This window comes from Pseudomonas sp. UBA5706 (genome assembly GCF_002419965.1).
In the GTDB taxonomy this organism is placed as follows: Bacteria; Pseudomonadota; Gammaproteobacteria; order Pseudomonadales; family Pseudomonadaceae; genus Aquipseudomonas.
On record NZ_DIHC01000043.1, the window covers coordinates 366,847 to 391,387 of the forward strand.

The 24,541-nt window shown below is 59.3% G+C and carries 22 protein-coding genes and 1 pseudogene; 11 read left to right on the forward strand and 12 right to left on the reverse strand.

What is annotated here, in order from left to right:
- Positions 1-13 precede the first annotated feature (13 nt).
- A complete protein-coding gene (locus tag B3I26_RS22505; protein WP_296260913.1) occupies positions 14-1,060 on the forward strand; it encodes an L-idonate 5-dehydrogenase in 1,047 nt (348 codons plus the stop codon).
- A gap of 109 nt (positions 1,061-1,169) precedes the next feature.
- Here the strand turns inward: B3I26_RS22505 and B3I26_RS22510 are convergent, their stop codons facing one another.
- Positions 1,170-2,954: a GspE/PulE family protein gene (locus tag B3I26_RS22510; protein ID WP_296260915.1), complete on the reverse strand. Its 1,785-nt coding sequence runs from the start codon at positions 2,952-2,954 to the stop codon at positions 1,170-1,172.
- Between the two features lie 111 nt (positions 2,955-3,065).
- Entirely contained in the window at positions 3,066-3,413 is a 348-nt protein-coding gene (locus tag B3I26_RS22515) for a hypothetical protein (protein ID WP_296260967.1), read from the reverse strand.
- 162 nt (positions 3,414-3,575) lie between these two features.
- Between B3I26_RS22515 and B3I26_RS22520 the strand changes: the two genes are divergently transcribed.
- Positions 3,576-4,046, forward strand: a complete 471-nt coding sequence (locus tag B3I26_RS22520; RefSeq protein WP_296260916.1) for an Lrp/AsnC family transcriptional regulator — start codon at positions 3,576-3,578, stop codon at positions 4,044-4,046.
- 145 nt (positions 4,047-4,191) lie between these two features.
- On the opposite strand, the gene B3I26_RS22525 is transcribed toward B3I26_RS22520, so the two are convergent.
- Positions 4,192-5,559, reverse strand: a complete 1,368-nt coding sequence (locus B3I26_RS22525; RefSeq protein ID WP_296260917.1) for a CYTH domain-containing protein — start codon at positions 5,557-5,559, stop codon at positions 4,192-4,194.
- Positions 5,560-5,718: 159 nt separating this feature from the next.
- Between B3I26_RS22525 and argE the strand changes: the two genes are divergently transcribed.
- On the forward strand, positions 5,719-6,867 hold the full coding sequence (gene argE, locus B3I26_RS22530; RefSeq protein ID WP_296260918.1) for an acetylornithine deacetylase: 1,149 nt from the start codon (positions 5,719-5,721) through the stop codon (positions 6,865-6,867).
- Between the two features lie 123 nt (positions 6,868-6,990).
- Positions 6,991-8,289 (forward strand): amino-acid N-acetyltransferase, encoded by a 1,299-nt coding sequence (gene argA, locus B3I26_RS22535; protein WP_296260919.1) that lies wholly within the window; start codon positions 6,991-6,993, stop codon positions 8,287-8,289.
- Between the two features lie 166 nt (positions 8,290-8,455).
- Here the strand turns inward: argA and gshA are convergent, their stop codons facing one another.
- From gshA to B3I26_RS22550, 3 genes are all read right to left on the reverse strand, one after another.
- Positions 8,456-10,042, reverse strand: a complete 1,587-nt coding sequence (gene gshA / locus B3I26_RS22540; protein ID WP_296260920.1) for a glutamate--cysteine ligase — start codon at positions 10,040-10,042, stop codon at positions 8,456-8,458.
- A gap of 211 nt (positions 10,043-10,253) precedes the next feature.
- Positions 10,254-10,640: a PaaI family thioesterase gene (locus B3I26_RS22545; protein ID WP_296260922.1), complete on the reverse strand. Its 387-nt coding sequence runs from the start codon at positions 10,638-10,640 to the stop codon at positions 10,254-10,256.
- On the reverse strand, positions 10,640-12,964 hold the full coding sequence (locus B3I26_RS22550; protein WP_296260924.1) for a Tex family protein: 2,325 nt from the start codon (positions 12,962-12,964) through the stop codon (positions 10,640-10,642). Before B3I26_RS22550 ends, B3I26_RS22545 begins: the two co-directional genes overlap by 1 nt.
- Positions 12,965-13,245: 281 nt before the next feature.
- Between B3I26_RS22550 and ompR the strand changes: the two genes are divergently transcribed.
- Together ompR and B3I26_RS22560 are read left to right on the forward strand one after the other, a co-directional pair.
- A complete protein-coding gene (gene ompR, locus B3I26_RS22555) occupies positions 13,246-13,986 on the forward strand; it encodes a two-component system response regulator OmpR (protein ID WP_296260926.1) in 741 nt (246 codons plus the stop codon).
- Positions 13,987-14,154: 168 nt separating this feature from the next.
- Positions 14,155-15,468 carry an ATP-binding protein gene (locus B3I26_RS22560; RefSeq protein WP_296260927.1) on the forward strand — a complete coding sequence of 438 codons (1,314 nt, stop codon included), beginning with the start codon at positions 14,155-14,157 and terminating at the stop codon, positions 15,466-15,468.
- A 182-nt stretch (positions 15,469-15,650) separates the two neighbouring features.
- Here the strand turns inward: B3I26_RS22560 and rimK are convergent, their stop codons facing one another.
- Genes rimK through B3I26_RS22575 form a run of 3 tightly spaced genes read right to left on the reverse strand, consistent with a single transcriptional unit; the run spans position 15,651 to position 17,824 of the window.
- The gene (gene rimK / locus B3I26_RS22565; protein ID WP_093465889.1) at positions 15,651-16,556 is read right to left on the reverse strand and encodes a 30S ribosomal protein S6--L-glutamate ligase; all 906 of its coding nucleotides are present in this window, start codon (positions 16,554-16,556) and stop codon (positions 15,651-15,653) included.
- A complete protein-coding gene (locus tag B3I26_RS22570) occupies positions 16,553-17,035 on the reverse strand; it encodes an ATP-dependent zinc protease (protein ID WP_296260969.1) in 483 nt (160 codons plus the stop codon). The genes rimK and B3I26_RS22570 overlap by 4 nt, the downstream gene beginning before the upstream one ends.
- A gap of 15 nt (positions 17,036-17,050) precedes the next feature.
- Positions 17,051-17,824, reverse strand: a complete 774-nt coding sequence (locus B3I26_RS22575) for an EAL domain-containing protein (protein WP_296260928.1) — start codon at positions 17,822-17,824, stop codon at positions 17,051-17,053.
- A gap of 118 nt (positions 17,825-17,942) precedes the next feature.
- Here B3I26_RS22575 and B3I26_RS22580 point away from each other — a divergent pair, with 118 nt between their 5' ends.
- Complete coding sequence (locus B3I26_RS22580) at positions 17,943-18,344, forward strand: RNA-binding S4 domain-containing protein (RefSeq protein ID WP_296260929.1); 402 nt, start codon at positions 17,943-17,945, stop codon at positions 18,342-18,344.
- A gap of 91 nt (positions 18,345-18,435) precedes the next feature.
- Here B3I26_RS22580 and B3I26_RS22585 read toward each other — a convergent pair whose 3' ends face one another.
- A complete protein-coding gene (locus B3I26_RS22585; protein WP_296260930.1) occupies positions 18,436-19,245 on the reverse strand; it encodes a phosphatase PAP2 family protein in 810 nt (269 codons plus the stop codon).
- 96 nt (positions 19,246-19,341) lie between these two features.
- Between B3I26_RS22585 and hslO the strand changes: the two genes are divergently transcribed.
- Both hslO and B3I26_RS22595 read left to right on the forward strand, forming a co-directional pair.
- The gene (hslO, locus tag B3I26_RS22590) at positions 19,342-20,244 is read left to right on the forward strand and encodes an Hsp33 family molecular chaperone HslO (protein ID WP_296260931.1); all 903 of its coding nucleotides are present in this window, start codon (positions 19,342-19,344) and stop codon (positions 20,242-20,244) included.
- A 192-nt stretch (positions 20,245-20,436) separates the two neighbouring features.
- A complete protein-coding gene (locus B3I26_RS22595) occupies positions 20,437-21,978 on the forward strand; it encodes a phosphoenolpyruvate carboxykinase (protein ID WP_296260933.1) in 1,542 nt (513 codons plus the stop codon).
- Between the two features lie 55 nt (positions 21,979-22,033).
- On the opposite strand, the gene B3I26_RS22600 is transcribed toward B3I26_RS22595, so the two are convergent.
- Positions 22,034-22,723, reverse strand: coding sequence for a hypothetical protein (locus tag B3I26_RS22600; RefSeq protein ID WP_296260934.1), 690 nt, complete (start codon positions 22,721-22,723; stop codon positions 22,034-22,036).
- Between the two features lie 183 nt (positions 22,724-22,906).
- Between B3I26_RS22600 and B3I26_RS28975 the strand changes: the two are divergent.
- Positions 22,907-23,097 (forward strand): annotated as a pseudogene (locus tag B3I26_RS28975) (hypothetical protein); the annotation flags it as partial.
- Between the two features lie 142 nt (positions 23,098-23,239).
- On the forward strand, positions 23,240-23,668 hold the full coding sequence (locus tag B3I26_RS22605; RefSeq protein ID WP_296260936.1) for an acyl-CoA thioesterase: 429 nt from the start codon (positions 23,240-23,242) through the stop codon (positions 23,666-23,668).
- Positions 23,669-23,728: 60 nt separating this feature from the next.
- Here the strand turns inward: B3I26_RS22605 and B3I26_RS22610 are convergent, their stop codons facing one another.
- Positions 23,729-24,199 (reverse strand): glycine zipper domain-containing protein, encoded by a 471-nt coding sequence (locus tag B3I26_RS22610; RefSeq protein ID WP_296260937.1) that lies wholly within the window; start codon positions 24,197-24,199, stop codon positions 23,729-23,731.
- Positions 24,200-24,541: the final 342 nt, after the last annotated feature.

The window sequence follows — 24,541 nt, forward strand, 5'->3', positions numbered from 1 at the left end:
TTCGGAGGACCTCATGCAAGCCATTGTCTGCCATGCCGCGAAAGACCTGCGTGTAGAAGCCCTGGAGCAGGCGCCAGGGTTGGCGCGCGACCAGTTGCGCGTGCGGGTTGCCCGCGGCGGGATCTGCGGTTCGGATCTGCATTACTACCAGCACGGAGGTTTCGGTGCTGTGCGCCTAAAAGAGCCGATGGTACTCGGTCACGAAATCTCGGCGGTGATCGACGAGGTGGGCGATCCACAAGGCGGTTTCAGCGTCGGCCAGCGTATTTCGGTTTCTCCCTCCCGGCCATGCAGCGATTGCAGATACTGCCAGGAGGGCCTGCCCAATCATTGCCTGAACATGCGCTTCTACGGCAGCGCGATGCCGTTTCCGCACATTCAGGGCGCCTTCCGCGAAACCCTGGTGATCGACAGCCGCCAGGCGCATTTATTGGCATCCGGCACGACGTTGGCTGAAGGGGCGCTGGCTGAGCCGCTCTCGGTGGGCTTGCATGCGATTCAGCGCGCCGGTGGGGTGTTCGGCAAGCGCGTGCTGGTCACCGGATGCGGCCCGATTGGCAATCTGCTGATCGGCAGCCTGCGGGCAGCGGGAGCGTTGCAGATCGTTGCGGCGGACTTAAGCGACAGCGCCTTGGCGTGTGCGCGCCGCATGGGTGCCAGCCAAACGCATAATCTCAAGGACGAACCTGAAGCACTGGCCCGCTACACCGCTGACAAAGGCCACTTCGATGTGATGTTCGAAGCGTCCGGCAGCGCTCAGGCACTGCGCGACGGGCTGAGCTGCGTTCGGCCTCGGGCCGTGGTGGTGACGGTGGGGCTGGGCGGCGATGTCTCGATTCCGTTGAACGTGGTGGTCGGCAAGGAAATCGATTTGCGCGGCACCTTCCGCTTTCATCCTGAATTCGCCCAGGCGGTGGATCTGCTCAATCGCAAGGCCATCGACGTGACGCCGGTGATTTCCCACACCCTCCCGTTCAATGAAGCAGTGCAGGCGTTTGAGTTAGCGGGGGACAAGCAGCAGGCAATGAAAGTAGTGTTGGACTTTGGGGTTCGCGAGTAGCCATTCCGGCGATCATCGCAACCTGTGGCGGCACGGCTTGCTGGTGGCAGCGATTTCAAGAAAGCCACCGCCGCTCAGCCGTGCTGTCACAGCACTTATATTGGCTGATCTAACGCTGCTCACTCTGTGGCGTCACCCGCAGCACTTCCTCGATGGTCGTTAAACCTGCCGCGACTTTCTGCGCGCCGGACAGGCGCAGGCTGCGCATGCCATCCTTGAAGCCCTGGCGCCGTAATGCCGTGAGATCCAGGTCCGCAGCGATCAGGGTTTTCACCGCATCGGACATCAGCATGATTTCGTAGACGCCCGCCCGCCCGCGATAACCGGTGTCGCGGCACTCTGCGCAACCCACTGCCCGCTGCGCACCGCTGGGCACAGGCGCCTGCCAAGGTCGGGTCAGGGTTTGCCAGTCGACTTCGTCGATCTCCACCGCAGCTTTGCAATGCGGGCACAACGTACGCACCAGGCGCTGAGCCATCACGCCCAGAATCGTCGCCTTAAGCAGGTAATGCGGTACGCCCAGCTCCAGCAGTCGGCTGATCGCGCTGGGTGCGTCGTTGGTGTGCAGCGTTGAAAGTACGAGGTGACCGGTGAGGGCCGCCTGAATCGCCATCTCGGCGGTCTCCAGATCACGGATCTCGCCGATCATGATGATGTCAGGGTCTTGCCGCATCAGGGCGCGAACACCGCTGGCGAAGGTCAGGTCGATGTTGTGCTGAACCTGCATCTGGTTGAACGCAGGCTCGACCATTTCGATGGGGTCCTCGATGGTGCACAGGTTTACCTCCGGCGTCGCCAGCTTCTTCAGCGTGGTGTACAGCGTGGTGGTCTTGCCGGAACCGGTCGGTCCGGTCACCAAAATGATGCCGTTGGGTTGGCGAGTCATCCCTTCCCAGCGCCGCAAGTCATCACCCGAGAAACCCAGTTGGTCGAAATCCTTGAGCAGCACCTCGGGGTCGAATATCCGCATTACCATCTTTTCGCCGAATGCTGTAGGCAAGGTCGACAGACGCAATTCGACTTCTCCGCCATCAGGTGTCTTGGTTTTGACCCGGCCATCCTGCGGCTTGCGCTTCTCGGCCACGTTCATTCGGCCCAGACTTTTCAGGCGGCTGGTCACCGCCATCGTCACCTGCGGCGGGAACTGGTAGACGTTGTGCAGCACGCCGTCGATGCGAAAACGCACGGTGCCGGCTTCTCGGCGAGGCTCGATGTGAATATCGCTGGCCCGCTGCTGGTAGGCGTACTGGAACAGCCAGTCGACGATATTGACGATGTGCGCGTCGTTCGCATCGGGCTCCTGATCGCTGGCGCCGAGCTTGAGCAACTGTTCGAAGTTGCCCAGGTTGCTCACTTTCTGATCGGACGCACTGGCGCCACTGACCGATTTGGCCAGCCGATAGAACTCGACGGCCAGTTTCTGCACATCGACCGGATTGGCAACGACACGCTTGATCGGCATTTTCAGCACGTGCATCAAGTCCGCTTCCCATGCCTTCACGTAAGGCTGGGCGCTGGCGATGGTCACACATTCGCGATCTGCGGCGACGGCGAGGATCTTGTGGCGCTGCGCGAAGGCATAGGACATCAAGGGCGTGACGGCGGCTACGTTGATTTTCAACGGGTCAATGCGCATGTAGGGCTGGCCCGCCTGTTCGGCGAGCCACGCGGTGAGGCTTTCAAGGTCAAGCTTCTTGCCCGCCCGCTTCAGGTTGGCAAACTGTTGGGCAGCGATGAACTCCAGCGGGTGGGTCTGCTGGTTCTGTGCACTTCTACGCAAGGTCAGTGCGTACTCGGCATTGTCTTGATCGAGGTATCCCTGCGCGACCAGATCGCGCAGCACTTCATTCAGATCTAGCCAGCGGTCCTGGGAAGAGGGGGCGAGGACGGACATGCGGGCTCCTTTGGACGAGACGGCTTACTTCGTAGATGAGCAAGACTAGTCCCAAGCGTGCCAGTTGTTGCGTCCTGCAGGTAGTGAAGCGTTGCCAATATTTTCGGCAGCTCAACCGACAGCGAGTGAGACGGGCTCGGATAGGACGTGCAAATCGCCGATCGGTTCCAGAGTGACTGTACAGACATTGACCAGATTGCGCATTTTTTCACCAATGACCTGTGCCCGGTGCCAGGTCAAGCCATCTACTTCAATCTCAATCATCAACATGCCCTCTTGTTGCAGAACGCTGACCTGCTGCGGGACCAGGTACTGCATGGCGAACAGATTCAGCACCTTGCAGATCAGATCCGGCTCGGCCTCGGCGAGGATCTGATAACGCGAGCGGCAGTGAGCATTGCCAGCAGACCAGGCATCGTGGCGTAGCGGGGCAGCGTTGACGGCTTCGAGGTGCGGCATCCTGAACTCTCCTGTTTTCACCCCGCTGCGCAATGGCGCATCGACGGCTGTTTGATTGAAGAAAGTCTTACATGCCGAAAAAGAAATTTCTGGTCCATCTTTAACTGGATTACGCTTGTTGAGACTTGTTAATGCGCGGCGGAAAGTTTTAGGGAATTGATTATGCAAATCGAGATGGACACGTATGATCGCAAGATCCTGGCGCTGCTGCAGGAGGACGCCTCGTTGTCCAGCGCACAAATCGCGGAACAGGTCGGACTGTCTCAGTCGCCGTGCTGGCGCAGGATTCAGCGATTGAAGGATGAGGGTGTGATACGAAGGCAGGTGACGTTGCTGGATCGCAAGAAAATAGGGCTGAATACCCAGATATTTGCCGAGGTCAAACTCAATGCCCACGGCCGCTCGAACTTCACCGAATTCACTGAGGCGATTCGCGGGTTTCCAGAGGTGTTGGAGTGTTATGTACTGATGGGGTCGGTGGACTTTCTGCTGCGTATCGTAACGCCGGATATTGAAGCGTATGAGCGGTTTTTCTTCGAGAAACTATCGCTGGTGCCGGGCATTCAGGAGGTGAACTCAACCGTGGCGCTTTCTGAAATCAAGTCGACGACGAGTTTGCCGATCGGTCGTTAATCGGCATTCACGTGTAGGCGCATGCTTTGGGTGAGGCTAGTATCGAGCAAATCGCACCTGCTCACCCGTAGCGGTCCGGCTTGCCGGCGGATGCGTCTGGCGCTACCGCTGGCAAGCCGTACTGCTGCAGGTCTGGCGCTGACGATCAGACCTTCAACAACGTCTTCCACGCCCTGCTTTGCAGCACAGTGATGGCCTGTTGCACGCGGGCGTCAAGGATTTCGTCGCTGATGTCCAGGTGCGCCAGCTGCTCTAGCTTGTTCAGCTCGCCATACAAGCGATCCAGTTCCGGCAACTCCAACGTCTGGCGCGCATGGTGCAGCCATACTTGGATACGCTCGATGCGCGGCAGTTGCTCAGCCAGATCTTCCGGCTGCTGCTGATAGCGCGCCAGATTCAACGCTGTCGCCTCATCTCCCAGCAAGCGCGGCATCCAGCTGCTGAGCATCGCGTGGCCCTGGCGATTGCCACGGTTGTTGCGCTCGACGGTCCAGCTTTGCGTCATCAACCAGCGCGAAGTGGTCAGCGAGAACAGGCCCCAGCGCGGATCTTCAAGCTCTTCGATGAATTGCTCATGGGCCGCGGCGCGCACGTCGGCATCTTCCTGGCCAGCCTGAACCAGCGTGCGCCAATCTTCCAGCAGGGCGTCCAGTGCAGCGCGCAGGTCATGAGTGGTGGCACGTGGTGCGGCCTGGCCCAGGCTACCGGTCAGCGCGCGTAACTCGGCAAGCACGTCGACCCAGTCCTGCAACAGGCTCCAGTGCCCGTTGAAGCGGTATTGCTCTGCCAGGCGCTGACTGCTGCCCAACAAGTACCAGGCAAGTGCGCGGTAGGCGTCGTCCACGGAGGTCTCGGCATGCAGTTGCGGTGCAGGCAGTTTGATCGAGTAGCTATTGGCATCGAACAGGCGATAGCCCCGTTCTGCCTTGCTGATGTCACACGGCATAAGCGCCAGGTTCTCGGCCAGCTCGGCGGCCAGTTCCAGCAATGCGCCAGGCTCTCCCTCACGCAGTTCCAGTTCCAGCTCGCAGATTTCTTCCTGCTGTTTGCCTGCGATGACCTTGCCCAGATCCAGCGCAGCCTCGATCACCACCTTGGACTTGCCACGGCCCCAGGCAATTTCTGCCTTCTCGCGCACGAAATCAGTGGTGAACACCGGCTTGATGGTTTTCTTGTCCAGATCCGCCAGTTGCTCGGGCCAGCACTCGCCGTCGAGCTTCTTCACGTCCAGTTTGGCCTTGGGCAAGTCCCAATTGTATTCGTTGCGCTCGGACAGACCGGCAACGCTTTGGCCGCGGGTCTTGAGGGTCTGGATGATTGCGTCGCCATCACGGCGCAGGCGCAACGCAACCTTGGCGTGGGCAAGTTCGCGTTCAGGGGTGTCGAAGTATTGATTGAACAGCTCCAGACGCTCCCAGCCACTTTTGTTGCGTTTCTTCAGCAACGGATGGTCGCGCAGGGCAATGAGGGTTTCGCGGCTGACGCGGAGTTTGATTTCGGTTTCTTTCTGCATGGCCGGAGAATCCAAGCGCTCTATTGCGGGTAACAGGAGACGCAACCGGAATCGACACAGCTGCATGGGTCGTGCAGTGTACAGGACATCAACCGTGACCGTTTATTACTGCTGTCTAATCAACCTATGATCAAAGGTCAGCCTCAAAAGGAGCCGCCTATGCCGTTGCCCTCCATGAAAGACCAGTTCGCGGCCCTGATTGCCGCGCCTTCGGTGAGTTGTACGCAGCCCGCACTGGACCAATCCAACCGCGCCGTCATCGACCTGTTGGCCACCTGGCTCGGCGATCTGGGGTTTGCCTGCGACATCCGGCAGGTCAGTCCCGGCAAGTTTAACCTGCTGGCGACCTACGGCTCTGGCCCCGGGGGCCTTGTGCTTTCCGGACACAGCGACACCGTTCCCTACGACGATGCGCTTTGGAACACCGATCCGCTGAAGCTGACGGAAGTCGACGGCAGCTGGGTGGGGCTGGGCAGTTGCGACATGAAGGGTTTTTTCGCGCTGGCCATCGAAGCGCTGCAACCCTTGCTGGACAAACCGTTCAAGCAGCCGCTGATCATTCTGGCGACCTGCGATGAAGAAAGCTCGATGGCCGGCGCCAAGGCGCTTGCGGCGGCAGGGGGCGTTTTGGGACGTGCGGCTGTGATCGGCGAACCGACGGGCCTGAAGCCGATTCGCCTGCACAAGGGTGTGATGATGGAGCGCATCGAGATTCTGGGGCGCAGTGGCCACTCGTCGGACCCGAGCCTGGGCCGCAGCGCCCTGGAAGCGATGTACGACGCGATCGGCGCGCTCAAGGGCCTGCGTCAGCAATGGCAAACGCAGTTCTGCAACCCGCAGTTCAGCGTCCCTCAGCCGACCCTAAACTTCGGCTGCATTCACGGAGGCGATAACCCCAACCGCATCTGCGGCCAGTGCTCGTTGGAGTTCGATCTGCGCCCGTTGCCCGGCATGGACCCGGAAATGCTGCGCGCGGCGATCCGGCAGAAGCTGCAACCCTTGGCTGAACAGCACCAGGTAAAGATTAATTATGCGCCGTTGTTTTCGGAGGTCGCGCCGTTCGAGCAAAGCCCCGATGCGGAACTGGTGCGGGTTGCCGAGCGTCTGACCGGTCACACGGCTGAAGCAGTGGCGTTCGGCACCGAAGCGCCTTATCTTCAGCGCCTTGGTTGCGAGACGATCGTGCTAGGACCCGGAGACATTGCGTGTGCGCACCAGCCTGGCGAATATCTGGAAATGTCACGTTTGCAGCCAACCGTGCGTCTACTGCGTCAGTTGATCGAACATTACTGCCTGACTCCGGCGTGAGTCAGGCCCAAGAATCCGTCAAAAGGAGAGTACGCGTGCTGCGATGCCTGTTCCGACGATAAAGCTCATGCCGCTGTGAGTGTTTTTACCCTTCGTCCCTCTTTATTACAGGCTCATTTGGATATGCCCGATTACGTCAATTGGCTCCGCCACGCGTCCCCCTACATCAATGCCCACCGGGATTGCACCTTCGTCGTCATGCTTCCGGGCGACGGCATCGACCACCCTAATTTCGGCAACATCGTGCACGACCTCGTCCTGCTGCACAGTCTGGGCGTGCGTTTGGTGCTGGTTCATGGTTCGCGTCCACAGATCGAAAGCCGCCTGGAAGCCCGTGGCCTGACGCCGCATTTTCATCGCGATATGCGCGTCACCGACTTTGCGACACTTGAGTGCGTGATCGACGCGGTGGGGGCGTTGCGTGTCGCCATCGAGGCTCGCTTGTCGATGGACATGGCCGCTTCGCCGATGCAGGGCTCGCGCCTGCGGGTAACCAGCGGCAATTTCGTGACGGCGCGGCCAATTGGCGTGCTTGAGGGCGTTGACTACCAACACACTGGCGAAGTGCGCCGGATCGACCGCAAGGGTATCAATCGTCTGCTCGACGAGCGCTCGATCGTGCTGCTGTCACCGCTGGGCTACTCGCCGACCGGTGAGATTTTCAACCTCGCCTGCGAGGACGTCGCGACCCGTGCCGCCATTGATCTGGGCGCCGAAAAGCTGCTGTTGTTCGGTGCTGAGTCCGGCCTGATGGACGAGCAAGGCCGCCTGGTACGCGAACTGCGTCCGCAGCAGGTTCCGGCGCATCTCCAGCGTCTGGGCAGCAACTATCAGGCGGAACTGCTGGACGCAGCCGCTCAGGCCTGTCGCGGCGGAGTGGCGCGCAGCCATATCGTCAGCTACGCCGAAGATGGGGCGCTGCTGTCCGAGCTGTTCACGCGAGCGGGGGGCGGTACGCTGGTGGCACAGGAGCAGTTCGAACTGGTGCGTGAAGCATCGATTGGCGATGTGGGCGGTTTGATCGATCTGATCACGCCGCTGGAAGAACAGGGCATTCTGGTGCGCCGTTCCCGCGAGGTGCTGGAGCGCGAGATTGACCAGTTCAGCGTGGTCGAGCGCGAAGGGTTGATCATCGCCTGCGCAGCGTTGTATCCGATTGCCGAATCCGAGGCGGGGGAGCTGGCCTGTCTGGCGGTTAATCCCGAATACCGCCACGGTGGGCGCGGTGATGAGCTGCTCGAACGCATCGAAGAACGGGCGCGGGCTCAGGGTTTGAAGACTTTGTTCGTTCTCACCACCCGCACGGCACACTGGTTCCGCGAGCGTGGGTTCGAGCCCAGCAGCGTCGATCGCCTGCCCAGCGCGCGGGCATCACTGTACAACTACCAGCGTAACTCCAAGATTTTCGAGAAGGCGATCTAATACAGTCAGCGACACAGCGGCAGGTCATCCACCTATAGCCATCCTAATTGCTGGCGCCAGCGGATTCGCTGACCTCACCGCCAGCACAGCGTACTGCTCCGGAGAAACGGTCTTTCAGAACCAAAAACGGCGCGCCAGGGGCACGCCGTTTTTGCTCACGCTTGAATCAGTTACTGATCGCCAGAATGCTCGCCTGGTACGCCCCGACGAAGATATCGAAGTCCACTGGCTCCTCGGTCCGTTCCAGCTCCGATTGCTCGGTGAGCGATTCGCGGACGCGAGTTTCGAAGTCAGTCTGGTCCTCGGCACTTAGCGGGCGGCCGCGGAAGTATTCAGCATGCGCCTGTGACTGACGCAGTGAGAACGCCGTGAAGCCTTCCTTGTGCTCGGTCATGCTCGCCAGTACCTGCGCCGAAGGCGTCAGCGACGCGTCTGCCACTTTGGCGCGTTGCGTTGCCAGGGATTGAGCGTGCTCGTCGATGCCTTGACTCTTGTCCAGCAGCGCCACGATCGGTTCGATTTTGTCCAGCAGTTCGTTGGCCCAGACTTTCAGGTCAATGGTCGACGTGTTTCGGCTAAGTTGCAGTCCCGGACGGCGACCCTCCTTGACCACGGTCAGGAAGTTGCCGCTGGCGTTGCCGCATTCGCAGTCAGCCAGCTGCGGGCTGTCCTGCAGCGCGCAGAACAGGATGAAGGCGTCAATGAAGCGCGACTGCTGAAGGTCGATGCCAACGGGCAGGAACGGGTTAATGTCCAGGCAGCGCACCTCGACGTACTGCACACCGCGGGCTACCAGCGCCTGAATCGGACGTTCGCCGGAATAGGTCACACGCTTGGGCCGGATCGTCGAGTAATACTCGTTTTCGATCTGCAACACGTTGGTGTTGAGCTGAATCCACTCGCCGTCCTTGTGCGTGCCGATCTCGACATAAGGCGCGTAGGGCGTTGCCACCGCTTTGCGCAGGCTGTCGGTGTAGGTCAGCAAGTCGTTGTAGCAGGGCGTCAGATCAGCCTGGGCGTTGCTCTGGTAACCCAAATCGCTCATGCGCAGACTGGTAGCGTAAGGCAGGTACAGCGTGTCGGCGTCAAACTGCTCCAACTGATGCGAGCGTCCGCGCAGGAACCCCGCATCCAGCGCCGGAGAGGCGCCGAACAGGTACATCAACAGCCAGCTATAGCGACGGAAATTGCGGATCAGACCGATGTAGCTCTCGGACTGGAAATCGCGATCGGTGCCCTCGAAGTCCACGGTCTGCTTAAGCACCGACCAGATGTCTTCGGGTAGCGAGAAGTTGTAATGAATCCCTGCAATGCACTGCATGGTTTTGCCGTAGCGCAGCGCCAGGCCCTGGCGATATACGTACTTGAGCTTGCCGATATTCGAGGTGCCGTAATAGGCGATCGGGATGTCTTCTTCGGCCGGCAGCGGACACGGCATCGAAGGGCTCCAGATGTACTCGCTGCCCAGTTTGCTGTACGCGAAGCGATGGATCTTGTCCAAGCTGTCCAGCGTGTCGGCAGGGTTGGTCAACGCCGGGGTGATGAACTCCAGCAGTGACTCGGAATAATCGGTGGTGATCTGCTCATTGGTCAGCGCAGAACCCAGGGATTCGGGGTGAGGTGTCTGGGCCAGCCGGCCTTCGCCTGTAACGCGCAGGCACTCGCGCTCGATGCCGTGCAAGCACTTCTCCAGCAGGGAGAGGTGAGAGTGCTCGCCGAGCAGAGCCAGGCGGCGATTGAGAAGTTCGCTCAAGTTGGATTCCTTCACGCGTCAGTCGGCCCTATATGGGGGCGATATGGCGGTCTACAAGGGTGAAGAAAGGAACTGGCGTTTTCGCCTCGTTTTCGGTTCGAACGCCGATGCCCGTCGCGGATCGCCCCAACAGGGGTGTCATGTAGGGGCCGCCAGAAAATTTCGACACTGAAATATAGTGCCGAAATTAACTCATATCGCCATCGGACAGCTAGACGATCGCGAACGTGCCTTGTGCTTTGGCGATGAGCTTATCGGCCTGATGCACGGCGGCTTCGACCACCAGCGTACGACGGCCGGCATGCAGCACCGTTGCGACGCAGGTGACTTCGCCATCCTGCACGCCGCGCATGTAGTTGATTTTGCACTCCACCGTCACGCTTTGCTTGTCGAAGCCGTGGGCGCTGGAACAGGCCAGCCCCATGGCAATATCCACAAGGCTGAACAGGGCACCGCCGTGCATCACATTACCGCGGTTGCGCAGATGCGGCTCCAGTGGCAGGGCCACTTCGGCGACGCCTTCTTCGCTCAACCGCACGATGCGGCAACCCAGGGTTTTGAAGTAAGCACTTTGCTTGAGGTCGTCCGGGATATCCATCAGCGTTTCTTCAGTTGCTTGGCGTTGGCGAACAGGGAAGCCATGGCGTTATTGGCCGGCGCGGCTGTCGCGGTTTCTTTGCGTGGCGAGCTGTTTTGCTGCTGGCGCGGGGCCGAGCCAGGACGGGCACCGCGCGCGCCGTCGATCTTTTCGCCCGGCGTGTCGCTCATGCGCATCGACAGGCCAACGCGTTTGCGCGGGATGTCGACTTCCATGACCTTGACCTTGACCACGTCTCCGGCCTTCACCGCTTCTCTTGGGTCCTTGATGAATTTCTCCGAGAGTGCAGAGATATGCACCAAACCGTCCTGATGTACGCCGATATCGACGAAAGCGCCGAAGTTGGTCACGTTGGTCACCACGCCCTCGAGGATCATGCCCAGTTGCAGGTCCTTGAGGTCTTCGACACCGTCCTGGAACTCGGCGGTCTTGAATTCGGGACGTGGATCGCGGCCCGGTTTCTCGAGCTCTTGAAGGATGTCGGTTACAGTCGGCAGGCCAAACGTCTCATCGGTGAATTTCTTCGGGTCAAGGCGCTTGAGGAAGCTGGCATCGCCGATCAGCGAGCGGATATCACGGTCGGTCTCAGCGGCGATCCGCTTCACCAGCGGATAGGCCTCCGGGTGCACGGCGGAGGCGTCCAACGGGTTGTCGCCGTTCATTACGCGAAGGAAGCCTGCGGCCTGTTCGAAGGTTTTTTCGCCAAGACGCGCGACTTTTTTCAGTGAGGCACGGGTCTTGAACGCTCCGTTCTCGTCGCGGTGGCTGACGATGTTTTGCGCAAGCGTGGTATTCAGACCCGAAATACGCGCCAGCAAAGCGACCGAAGCGGTATTCACATCTACCCCCACGGCGTTCACGCAGTCCTCGACAACGGCATCCAGGCCGCGTGCCAGCTTGAGCTGCGACACGTCGTGCTGGTACTGGCCGACGCCGATGGACTTCGGATCGATCTTTACCAACTCTGCCAATGGGTCCTGCAAGCGGCGGGCGATGGACACCGCGCCACGAATCGATACGTCCAGATCCGGGAATTCCCTGGCAGCCAGTTCCGACGCCGAATAAACGGAGGCTCCGGCTTCGGAAACCATCACCTTGGTCATTTTAAGACCTGGATATTTTTTGATCAGTTCGGCTGCCAGCTTGTCGGTTTCGCGGCTGGCAGTACCGTTGCCGATGGCGATCAGGTCCACCGAATGCTTTGCGCACAGCGCGGCCAGCACGGCGATGGTTTGGTCCCATTGGTTCTTCGGCACGTGCGGATAGACCGTAGCGTAATCGAGCAGTTTGCCGGTCGCATCGACCACGGCCACCTTGCAGCCGGTGCGCAGGCCCGGGTCCAGACCCAATGTAGCGCGCGGGCCCGCCGGCGCTGCCAGCAACAGGTCGTGCAGGTTGTGTGCGAAAACATTGATCGCTTCGGTCTCCGCGCCATCGCGCAGTTCGCCCAGCAGGTCGGTTTCAAGATGAGAGTAAAGCTTGACCTTCCAGGTCCAGCGCACCACTTCGGCCAGCCACTTGTCCGCCGCCCGATTCTGATTTTGCAGGCCGAAACGCTCGCTGATCATCATCTCGCACGGGTGCAACGTGCCGGGCAGTTCTTCACCGACTTTCAGTGCAGAGCTAAGAATGCCCTCGTTACGCCCGCGGAATATCGCCAGGGCGCGGTGCGAAGGCATGCTTTTCAGCGGCTCGTCGTGTTCGAAATAGTCGCGGAACTTGGCGCCCTCTTCTTCCTTGCCGGCCACCACGCGTGCGCTGATCACCGCTTCTTGCTTGAGGAAGTTGCGCAGTTTTTCCAGCAGGGTCGCGTCTTCGGCGAAGCGCTCCATCAGGATGTACTTGGCACCTTCGAGCACCGTCTTGATATCGCCGTAACCCTTTTCGGCATCCACGAAGCGCGCAGCTTCAGCTTCAGGCGCAAGGCCGGGGTTGTTGAACAGCGCGTCCGCCAGCTCGCCAAGACCCGCTTCCAGAGCGATCTGGCCCTTGGTGCGGCGTTTCTGTTTATAGGGCAGGTACAAGTCTTCGAGGCGAGTCTTGGTGTCTGCGAGCTTGATATCGCGTGCCAGGTCCGGGGTCAGCTTGCCTTGCTCTTCGATGCTGGCGAGGATGCTGATGCGGCGCTCATCAAGCTCGCGCAGGTAGCGCAGGCGCTCTTCCAGATGACGCAGTTGTGTGTCATCCAGGCTGCCAGTCACTTCTTTACGGTAGCGAGCGATGAACGGCACGGTTGAGCCTTCATCCAGTAGCGCGACGGCCGCTTCGACCTGTTGCGGGCGGACACCGAGTTCCTCGGCGATGCGGCTGTTGATGCTGTCCATAAAACCACCTGGCAAATGTATGTGCAAAAAATCCGGCTGTTGGCGAACCGCCTGGAGCGCGTGGTGCCTGATCTTGAGGGCGGCGCATTATACCCAGTGAACCCGGATTAGGGGATCGCCCCGTCAGATGCTGCAAACCGGCGCGCAGGCTGCAGCTGAGGACACTCGCAATCGCTGACGCAGAGCATCAGTGTCGGCTCAGGAAAAATCTGCTAACAATGCACACGGTGCACATCACAGCAGCTACGCCATAATGCGCGCCGAGATCAAAGGAGCATCCAATGAGCAGCACTGCACAAATGGCTGAAGGCGAAAAAATCCTCATCGTTGATGATGATCCGGGCCTGAGCAGCCTGTTAGAACGCTTTTTCACCAGCAAGGGTTATCGCGCCCGTGCCGTGGCCAATGTGGAGCAGATGGACCGACTGCTGGCTCGCGAAGTCTTTCACCTGGTGGTACTGGATTATATGCTGCCGGGCGAAGACGGCCTTTCTGCCTGCCGTCGGCTGCGCGCCGCGAACAATCAGGTGCCTATCATCATGCTCACCGCCAAGGGCGATGAGCTGAGCCGCATCAAAGGGCTGGAACTGGGCGCCGACGATTACCTGGCCAAACCCTTCAACCCTGATGAGTTGATGGCTCGTGTGAGGGCCGTCCTGCGTCGTCAGTCCGCGCCTGTACCCGGCGCCCCCGCCAGCGAAGACGAAACCGTCACTTTCGGTGAATACGAACTGTCCCTGGGCACGCGTGAGCTTAAAAAGGGCGATGAGATTCACATGCTCACCACCGGCGAGTTCGCGGTACTCAAGGCGCTGGTGATGCACGCACGCGAGCCGCTGACCCGCGACAAGCTGATGAACCTCGCCCGCGGCCGTGAATGGGATGCTCTGGAGCGCTCCATCGACGTGCAGATTTCGCGCTTGCGTCGGTTGATCGAAGTTGACGCTGCCAAGCCGCGCTACATCCAGACGGTCTGGGGTGTGGGTTATGTATTCGTACCCGATGGTGCCAACAAGCAGTAAACAAGTCGACAGGTTGCCTGCCGGGCGCGTTGCACGCCCGCTTACGCTGACCAGTCACCCAGGGCTTCCTGAAAATGGAGGGCGTCGGGGTGACTGGTTTTGCTGTCTCTTGCCTTCCGCGAAATCTTGCGAGCCTGGCTCGCTCCTGCAAAGTGTGTAGCTGCTGTTATGAAGACACCGCTCTGGTTCCCGCAAAGTTTTTTCTCCCGCACCCTGTGGCTGGTGCTCATCGTCGTGCTGTTTTCCAAGGCATTGACCCTGGTTTACCTGCTGATGAACGAAGACGTGCTGGTCGACCGCCAGTACAGCCACGGTGTCGCGTTGACGTTGCGGGCGTATTGGGCGGCGGATGAGAGCGACAGGCAAACCATCGCCGATGCAGCGGGTCTTATCCGCGTGGTGGGAGGGGGAGTTCCGGAAGGTGAGCAGCATTGGCCCTATTCGGAAATTTATCAGCGGCAGATGCAGGCCGAACTCGGCGCCGATACCGAGGTTCGACTGCGCGTCCATGCGCCGCCTGCCTTATGGGTGCGTGCGCCAAGCCTGGGTGACGGCTGGCTGAAGGTTCCGCTGTATCCGCATCCTTTGCGCGGTCAGAAAATCTGGAGCGTGCTCGGCTGGTTCCTGGCGATTGGCTTGCTGTCCACTGCATCGGCCTGGATCTTCGTCAGCCAGCTCAATCGCCCGCTCAAACGTCTGGTCTTCGCTGCTCGCCAATTGGGGCAGGGGCGCAGCGTGCGTTTGCCCGTCAGCGATACACCCAGCGAGATGACCGAGGTTTACCGCGCCTTCAACCAGATGGCCGAAGACGTCGAACAGGCGGGGCAGGAGCGCGAGTTAATGCTTGCCGGAGTCTCCCATGACCTGCGCACACCGTTGACGCGATTACGCCTGTCACTGGAATTGATGCCCGCCAACAACGAATTCATGGAAGGTATGGTGCGCGATATCGAGGACATGGATGCCATTCTCGACCAGTTTCTGGCATTCATTCGCGATGGGCGGGACGAGGAGGTCGAGGAAGTCGATCTGGTCGAACTGGTTCACGAGGTGGTGGCGCCCTACAACAGCCCCACCGAACAGGTGCGCCTGTGCCTGGAATCGATTCCGCCGTTTGCGCTGCGACGTGTCTCGATGAAACGCCTGCTCAACAATTTGATCGGCAACGCGATGCACCATGCAGGGGATGGCGTCGAGGTCGCCTCTTACGTCTCCGGCGACAGCGGCGCCCCTTATGTGGTGCTTAGCGTATTGGACCGGGGCATGGGTATCGACCCTTCTGAACTGCAAGGCATCTTCAATCCCTTCATCCGCGGCGACCGCGCCCGCAGTGGCAAAGGTACCGGACTTGGCCTTGCCATCGTTAAACGCATTGCCGCCATGCACGGCGGCAACGTGGAATTGCGTAACCGCTCGGGCGGCGGGCTGGAAGCGCGCGTTCGGCTGCCATTGGGTTTGATGTTGCCCAGGGACGCGGATTGATCCTGGCACCGCGTTCGATACCCGGATCGGCAGGGAAATGACAGCCGGTTGGAAATATCCAGAACCCTATAGCAGTCCGGCTTGCCAGCGGTAGCGACCTTTACGAGGTTACCGTTGCAAGCCGGACTGCTACAGGTTATTCACTGCTCAGGTGATGGCGCATCCGTGCAGGCCAGGGCGAATCAGCCCTTACCCTTGGTCCGCGTCATGTGTGGCCCGCCGTTTTTCTCGATGTACTGGATGATCATTCCCGCCACGTCCTTGCCTGTGGTGGCTTCGATGCCTTCCAGGCCCGGCGATGAGTTCACCTCCATGACCAGAGGCCCGTGGTTGGAGCGCAGAATGTCTACCCCTGCGACGCTCAAGCCCATGACTTTGGCTGCACGAATGGCGGTCATGCGTTCTTCCGGGGTGATTTTGATCAGGCTGGCGGTACCGCCCCTGTGCAGATTGGAGCGGAATTCACCGGGTTTTGCCTGACGCATCATTGAGGCGATGACCTTGTCGCCCACCACAAAGCAGCGAATATCGGCGCCGCCTGCTTCCTTGATGTATTCCTGCACCATGATGTCCTGCTTGAGGCCCATGAAGGCTTCGATCACCGATTCCGCCGCGGTCGCGGTTTCGCACAGCACCACGCCGATGCCTTGGGTGCCTTCCAGCACCTTGATGACCAGCGGAGCGCCGTTGACCATCTGGATCAGATCGGGAATGTCATCGGGGGAGTGGGCGAAGCCGGTGACCGGCAGGCCGATTCCGCGCCGCGACAACAACTGCAGTGAACGCAGTTTGTCCCGCGAACGCGCGATGGCAACGGATTCGTTGAGCGGGAACACGCCCATCATTTCGAACTGACGCAACACGGCGCAGCCATAGAACGTCACGGAAGCGCCGATACGCGGGATCACCGCGTCGAAGCCTTCCAGCGGTTTTCCTCGATAGTGAATCTGCGGCTTATGACTGGCGATGTTCATATAGGCGCGCAGGGTATCGATCACTACGACCTCATGGCCACGCTGAATGCCAGCTTCGACCAGACGACGAGTTGAATACAGACGCGGGTTTCGCGAAAGCACAGCGATCTTCATGCAACACCTGTGGCAGAGGAATTTGAAGCCGGATAGACCGGCTTGTCCTGAACGTAAGTAATGCCCGGGTTGACCACCAGTTGGCCATCAATCAAGGCTTTGGAACCCAATAGCAATCGGTAACGCATGGCCTTGCGACAAGCGAGGGTGAATTCCACCGGCCAGACCCGATCGCCCAGTGCGAGCGAGGTGCGAATCACATAGCGCACTTGCGCTTGGCCATTGGAGCTTTTGATGGTCTTCATCGCGACCAGCAGTGCCTCGCATCGACGGTGCCGCAGCTGCACGACCGTGCCCAGATGCGCGTTGAAACGCACCCATTTTTCACCGTCACGCTCAAAAGGTTCGATTTCGGTGGCATGCAGGCTCGAGGTGCTAGCGCCGGTATCGATCTTCGCGCGCAAGCCTGCAACCCCCAAATTGGGAAGCGCTACCCATTCGCGAAGGCCGATGACTGTCAGATGGTCGAATGTTTTCAAAGCCATACCGTACGTTTACGCGTTCTGCCAGACGCCAGGATCGACCTGCGCCAATGACTTGAATGCAGGCTTGGCGAACCAGTAACCCTGCATCAGAAATATTCCGCAGTCAGCGAGGAAGTCGCGTTCCTCGGCGTGCTCGATGCCCTCGGCAATCACGGTAACGCCCAACTCCGTACACATTGTGACAATCCCGCGAACGAGGACCTGGCGAGCCCGATCACGATGCACGTCTCGCACCAGCGCCATGTCCAGCTTGATCAGGTCCGGCTGAAAATCCGCGAGTAGGGTCAGTCCTGAATACCCCGCTCCAAAATCGTCGATTGCGGTCTTGAAACCAAACTGGCGATATTCACGCAGGATATTCGTCAGATGCTGATTGTTATCCAGATGTTCGCTCTCAACGGTCTCGAAAATCAGCCGCTCCAGCGGGAAGTGGTGCGCGCGCGCGGCTTCAAGGGTACTGCGTATGCACAGTTCCGGGCGGTAGACCGCATTGGGCAGGAAATTGATCGACAAGTGTTCGGCCATATTCAGACCGGCAGCCGTTGAAATCGCCCGGGTTCGGCACAATTGATCGAAACGGTAACGGGTCTGGTCGTTCACCCGGCTCAGTACCGATTGTGCGCCTTCGCCGTTTTCCCCCCGAACCAGCGCTTCATGGGCGAATACAGCGCGCGTGCGCAGGTCGACGATGGGCTGGAAGGCAAAATCGAAATTGAAATCCAGCTCGGGGCTGTCTTTGCAGCCCTTGCATCCGCCAGTCAATGAAGTTGGAAAGTCTGTCACGAGGTACTCCAGAGTGCGCGTTATCTGTCTTGGCGGGGAGTGTAAACGAGGGTTGGCATATCTGCGTCCCCGGTATCTCGTAGTACAGTTCTGACTCTCACCCGATTAAGGAATTCAGATGGCACAAAAGTCAGACGAAGATGACAAGGTTCGCTTGGATAAATGGTTGTGGGCAGCGCGATTTTTCAAGACCCGCGCGCTGGCAAAAGCGGCGATCGAAAGCGGCAAGGTGCATTGCCGGGGTGAGCGTTGTAAACCGGGCAAGGAACCGCGTATTGGCGACGAATTTCAGATTCGCGCGGGCTTCGATGAGCGCACTGTGGTGGTCCAGGCGTTGTCCAGCGTACGGCGCGGCGCTCCTGAGGCACAGTTGCTCTATAGCGAAACCCCGGAAAGCCTGGCCAAGCGCGAGCAGGCCGCCCAAATGCGCAAGGCGGGGAGCCTGGGTGTAACAACGGACGGCAAGCCGACCAAAAAACAGCGCCGTCAATTGTTTCATTTTCACTCGGGGGACGATTGAGTCCGCGCAGATTTTCCCTGTAGCGGTCCGGCGGCCTCGGTTTCAAGGATTTCCATCCGCGGCAAGCCGTACTGCTACAGAAAAAGAGGAATCAGGGGCGTGCGCCCGGCTTGATGATGCTCAGGCAGTTGAGCAGCGGCACTTTGGCGAACAGATTGAAAATCGGCGCAGTCACCCGCAGCAGCACACGCGTGACCACTGCCACAAACGGCGTGTAGCAACTCCAGGCCAGTGCAAGCAGGGCGATCATCACACCGCCAATGTAATCATCCTGGCCCCAGTGAGCGCCTGCCACCAGGCGCGGCATCATGAACAGCAATGCCAACGCCCAGATGATCACGCGCTGGCCGGTGGTCCGGCTGAAAACAGTCATGAACATTGCCCAAATCAGCAAGACCGATGCGTGGTCACCGGGAAAGCTCTGGCTTGACCGATCCTTGAGCTGCCACTTGTCTTCCAGCGTCGGGAAAATCTCGCTGAGCTTGATGGCGTCAGGTATCACCATCGAGGCGCTGTCATGTTGCAGCGAGGTGTGATCGATGATCTTGGAGAATACGGTACGGATGACCAGCAGCAGGATCAGCGTCAGCACGAAGCCGATCAGGGCCGCGCGGGTTTGTACCGCCTTGAACACCCAGTCACCCTTGATCAACAGGACCAGCAGGATCAGCCCGACGACGACATCGAAGGGGCGCATACTGGCAACTGTCCAGATCCACAGCCACGCTTTGTTCTGTTCCAGGGGCCGGTTCAGGAGGTGGAACAACCACTCATCGAAGTGTGTAAAGGCGGCGTGGCCCGCAGGCCAGATCCACACCAACAGCAACGCGAGCGCTATCAGATTACACAGCAGGAATTTTTTGACGTTCCACTTGGGTTGGAACAATGCGGGATAGTCCATAAGATGCCCCCATCGGCATGGCAGTGCACCTATTGGTGCTAAACCGCGCTTTATAAGCGCTTGTCATCACTTTGTCATTACCTCAGATACTTTCCTATGCATGATTTTCCGGATATCGATTACACCCAGCGTTTCATCTTCGACGAGAGCGACGTCAGGGGTGAGCTTGTAGCACTTGAACGCAGTTACGCCGAGGTGCTGGCCAAGCACCCATACCCTGAGCCGGTTGCGCAACTGCTGGGCGAAATGCTCGCCGCCGCAGCGCTTCTGGTGGGCACGTTAAAGTTCGACGGCCTGCTGGTCCTGCAGGCGCGCTCCCTGGGGCCGGTCTCGTTGCTCATGGTCGAATGCTCCAGCGAGCGGGAACTGCGCGGCATCGCGCGCTATGACGAGAGCCTCATCACGCCGAGCGCCACGTTGCAGGAATTGATGCCCGATGGCGACCTGACCATGACCATCGACCCGCGTCAGGGCAAACGCTATCAGGGCATTGTCGGGTTGGACGGCGTTGACCTCTCGGCGTGCCTGTCGAGCTACTTTGTCATGTCCGAGCAATTGCCTACACGCTTCTGGATCAAGGCTGACGGCAAGCGCGCTCGCGGCCTGCTGCTGCAACAGTTGCCTCCCGCACGTCTGTCCGATGCAGAAGAGCGCGAAGCCAGCTGGCAGCACGTCAATACGCTGGTCAATACCCTGACCGCCGAAGAACTGCTGAGCCTGAACAACGAAACCGTGCTGCACCGTCTGTTCCACGAAGACCCTGTGCGCATGTTCGATATTCAGCCCTTGGTATTCCGTTGCAGCTGCTCGCGCGAGCGTTCTGCCAACGCGTTGATCAGCCTTGGTCTGGAAGATGCCCAGCAATTGGTGATCGAACACAACGGCACCGTTGAGATCGATTGCCAGTTCTGCAATCAGCGCTACCTTTTCGACGCCGCCGACGTAGTGCAGCTCTTTGCAGGCGGTGGGATCGACACCCCTTCCGACACCCGCCACTGATGTAGTGCGCGGGCCTGGCTGAATGATTCCTGCCCGGCCCGCCTGGCTCTTCATTATGTAGTTCTGACAGTTGGCCCCTACCTTTTTTGGGCTTTTCTGGCATAATCCGGCCCACTTTTCAGCTGTAGTAGTTTGGGTTTTTCTACTACAAAACGTTTGGAGCACTCGGCCAGCGGGCCGACGGGGAATCTCATGACGCAAGCCAACAATGCCGTTTACACCGATCTCAGTGTCGACGAACTGGTTAAAGAAGCCCTCAAACGCGAAGAAGGCGTACTGTCCGACACCGGCGCACTCGTCGTCGAAACCGGCCACCGTACGGGTCGTTCGCCGGCAGATCGTTTCATCGTTGATGAGCCGAGCACCACGGCTGCAATCGCCTGGGGCCCGATCAACCGCAAATTCCCTGCCGACAAATTCGACGCCCTGTGGGCCCGCGTCGAGGCGTTCAATAACGCTCAGGAACACTTCGTTTCCCACGTCCACGTAGGCTCTGCTGAAGATCACTACCTGGCTGTGAAGATGACCACCCAGACTGCCTGGCAAAATCTGTTCGGCCGCTGTCTGTTCATCAACCCGGCCCAGTACAACCCGGCCGGCCGCGATGAATGGCAGGTCCTGAACGTTGCCAACTTCGTCTGCGAACCTGAGCGTGATGGCACCAACTCCGACGGCTGCGTCATCATCAACTTCGCACAGAAGAAAGTGCTGATCGCGGGTATGCGTTACGCCGGCGAGATGAAGAAGGCCATGTTCTCGGTACAGAACTTCCTGCTGCCAGCTGCTGACGTGCTGCCGATGCACTGCGCTGCCAACATCGGTGAAGCGGGCGATGTGACCCTGTTCTTCGGTCTGTCCGGCACCGGCAAGACCACACTGTCGGCAGACGAAAGCCGCTATCTGATCGGTGACGACGAGCACGGCTGGGGCAAAGGCGTAGTGTTCAATATTGAAGGCGGTTGCTATGCCAAGTGCATCGACTTGTCCGAGAAGAACGAGCCTGTCATCTGGAAGGCCATCAAGCACGGCGCCGTACTGGAAAACGTGGTTCTGGATTCGGCTAGCCATGCCGACTACGCCGACAGCAGCCTGACCCAGAACAGCCGCGCAGCCTATCCGCTGGAGCACGTTGAAAAGCGTTCGGAAAAGAACTTCGGTGGCGAGCCGAACGCGGTGATCTTCCTGACTTGCGACTTGACTGGCGTCCTGCCGCCGGTGTCGATACTCAGTGAGGAACAAGCGGCCTATCACTTCCTGTCGGGCTACACCGCGCTGGTTGGCTCCACTGAAATGGGGTCGGGCAGCGGCATCAAATCGACCTTTTCCACCTGCTTCGGCGCACCGTTCTTCCCGCGTCCTGCTGGCGAATACGCAGAGTTGCTGATCAAGCGCATTCGCGGTTTCGGTTCCAAGGTGTATCTGGTCAACACCGGCTGGACCGGCGGCGGCTACGGCGTTGGCAAGCGCTTCAACATCCCGACCACCCGAGGCGTCATCGCTGCCATCCAGAGTGGCGCTTTGATCGGTGCAGAAACCGAGCACCTCGACACTATCAACCTGGACGTGCCCAAGTCGGTCCCGGGCGTCGACACCGCACTGCTCAACCCACGCAATACATGGGCTGACAAAGCAGCGTACGACGAAGCTGCAAAAGCACTGGCCGGCCTGTTCACCGAGAACTTCAAGAAGTTCGAAGTGAGCGATGCAATCAAGGCAGCGGGTCCGACGTTGTAATCGGATTTGCTGAACAAAAAAACCGCTCCCCGGAGCGGTTTTTTTATTCCTGCTATTAGCCTGCCTTGTTCATCGCCGGAAAGTCCTGGGTGATGTCAAAGCGACCCTTGGCCACTACGCTCTTGGCATCGCACAGCTTTGCGTCGAACCCCGGATGGCGTTCTCCGTGTTCCGCGGCGTATTTGGCCGCTTCTCTGGTGCAGTCGTCGGAGGGCTGTTCAGGGGAAAGGGCGGCGTTGAACTGGAAGGTACCGACAAGCCGGTATCGGTCCAGCAGTTTGTTGGTGGACTCCAGTTTTTCGATTTTGCTGAAGTCGAGTTTAACGTCGCTGTTGGCGCCGTTCTTGTCAGTGTCGAAATATTGGTAGTAAGAGCCGGTGTCATACGAGGCGCTGTTCTCGTCGTGGGCGACCTCCACGCGACCGCCCTGGAACATAATGGCCTGCTTCTGTTGATCTGGATTGTCGAATGAAAAGCCGAGAATAGGGCCGATGCTGACCTCGTTGCGATCGCCCTCGGCCTCTTGGTCGGCGCTGAGCGTCAGCCAGTTCGACCCCGGCATTTTGCCGGGAAGAAAGCCCACGCCGACCGCATCGCCCTTGGCTTCATAGTGCAGGTTCAGCGCTCCGCTCACATCCACTGTCATGGATTTCATCAGGCCACTAGAGTCTGCAGAGGCGCTGTCGGGTTTTTCAGGATTCTTGTCGCCGCAACCGGCGAGGGTGGCGATCAGTGCGGTGAGCAATAGCGGGACGCAGCGGATAGGAGTCATGGTGGTTTCCTGAAGTGATCGGCGTGGAGCCTCTGCTTGGCGGAAGGTATGACCGCAAAGATCCGGATTTGTCAGGGTAGGTGCAAGGAAACCAGATCATCGTTGCAATGTCCGTACACTGCAGAGCAGTGCAGTTCACCCGGCCAAAGCATTGATGACTTTCACAGGATCATCGGCAAGTACCTGCAAGGGCGAGGACATGACCCCAGTGTCGTATGCCTGACCCGGGTTCTCTGCGGGATCAGCGTGCCCTTGTTCACCAGGCTCAAGGCCCGGACCATGGCGGATTTGCTGCATTGGAGGGTTGCCCCTACGCGGCGGTGCGCGATTGGCTACAGCGCGTGTGAAGACTTGAACTCATCTGGCTGCACGAGCTTGCTCGTGGCGGCGACTATGAGATTACTGCCGGCAAGCCGTGCTGCAGGACATTACAGACACGTACACACAACCCATTGGTCAGGTCAGGATCATTTCCATTAAGGATCAACAATGAGCGAAACCCCGCAACGTGCTGATTACCGGCATTTCCAACCCATCACTACGCGTTGGCACGACAACGATATTTATGGTCATGTGAATAACGTCACCTACTACAGCTTTTTCGACAGTGCCGTGAACACTTATCTGATCGAGCAGGGCGGGCTTGATATTCATGACGGGGAGGTGGTGGGGTTTGTGGTCAGTTCGTCCTGCGATTACTTCGCATCGATCGCTTACCCGGACCTGATCGAGATTGGGATGCGCATCGGCAAACTGGGCAATAGCTCTGTGCAATACGAGCTGGCGGTGTTCAGGGCGGGGGAAACGGAGGCCTGTGCGGCGGGACGTTTCGTGCATGTATTCGTCGATCGAACGTCAAACCAGCCAGTGCCGATTCCAGCACAACTGCGTCAGGCGATGGAGCGATTGCTTGTTTGAGATGACAAACGGCCGCTTGGGCGGCGGCCGGTCCGTCGAGGTGATGCGATGCGCCGACGATCAGCGATGGCGCCAATTGCGTTGACGGCCATGATCGTAATGACGATTGTCGCGGCCGTGGTGGTAATCACGACGATCGCCACGGTACGCACGGCGGTTGTCATCACGGCGGCTTTCTTCGCCCATGTAGTTACCCAGCGCGCCACCGGCACCGCCGCCCGCCGCTGCGCCGATCAGGCTGCCGGTGCTTCCGCCGACACTGCGACCAATCACGTTACCGCCCGCTGCGCCAAGACCGCCGCCGATCGCGGCTTCAGTACGGTTACGACGGTTGGCACCCACTGCGCCACCGGCCGCGCCGCCCAGGCCGGCGCCGACGGCAGAACCGGTGCTGCCACCGATTTGCTGGCCGACAACCGAACCCAGTACTCCACCCAATGCGCCGCCCACACCAGCCGTCACGTTATCGCCTGCAGAGGCAAAACCGGCGGCCAGGGAGAGGGTCAACAACAGAATCGAGGAATACTTCATGTATGGATGCTCGTAGGGATGACGCCGCGATCCTGCAAGGATGAAGAAAATGTCACAATCTAAATCCGACGAATAACACGACAGGTATACAAAAGACTAAGTTGTTGTTTTGGCTGGGGAACTTAAGGCTCTGTTGGCGAGTCACAGATTACTTCACACAGGCTTGAATCATACGATTCAGGCCTTTTTTGTGTGCGGCATTTACGCCTATACCCGGAGGCCCCGTTCCTACGGCCTTCGGCCAGAATCAAAAGCCTGCGTTTGCATACTTGGCGCTTGCCCTGGGGCGCCAATCCTATGGTCTTCGGCCAGAATCCAACACCCAGTCTGCGCAATTCCGCT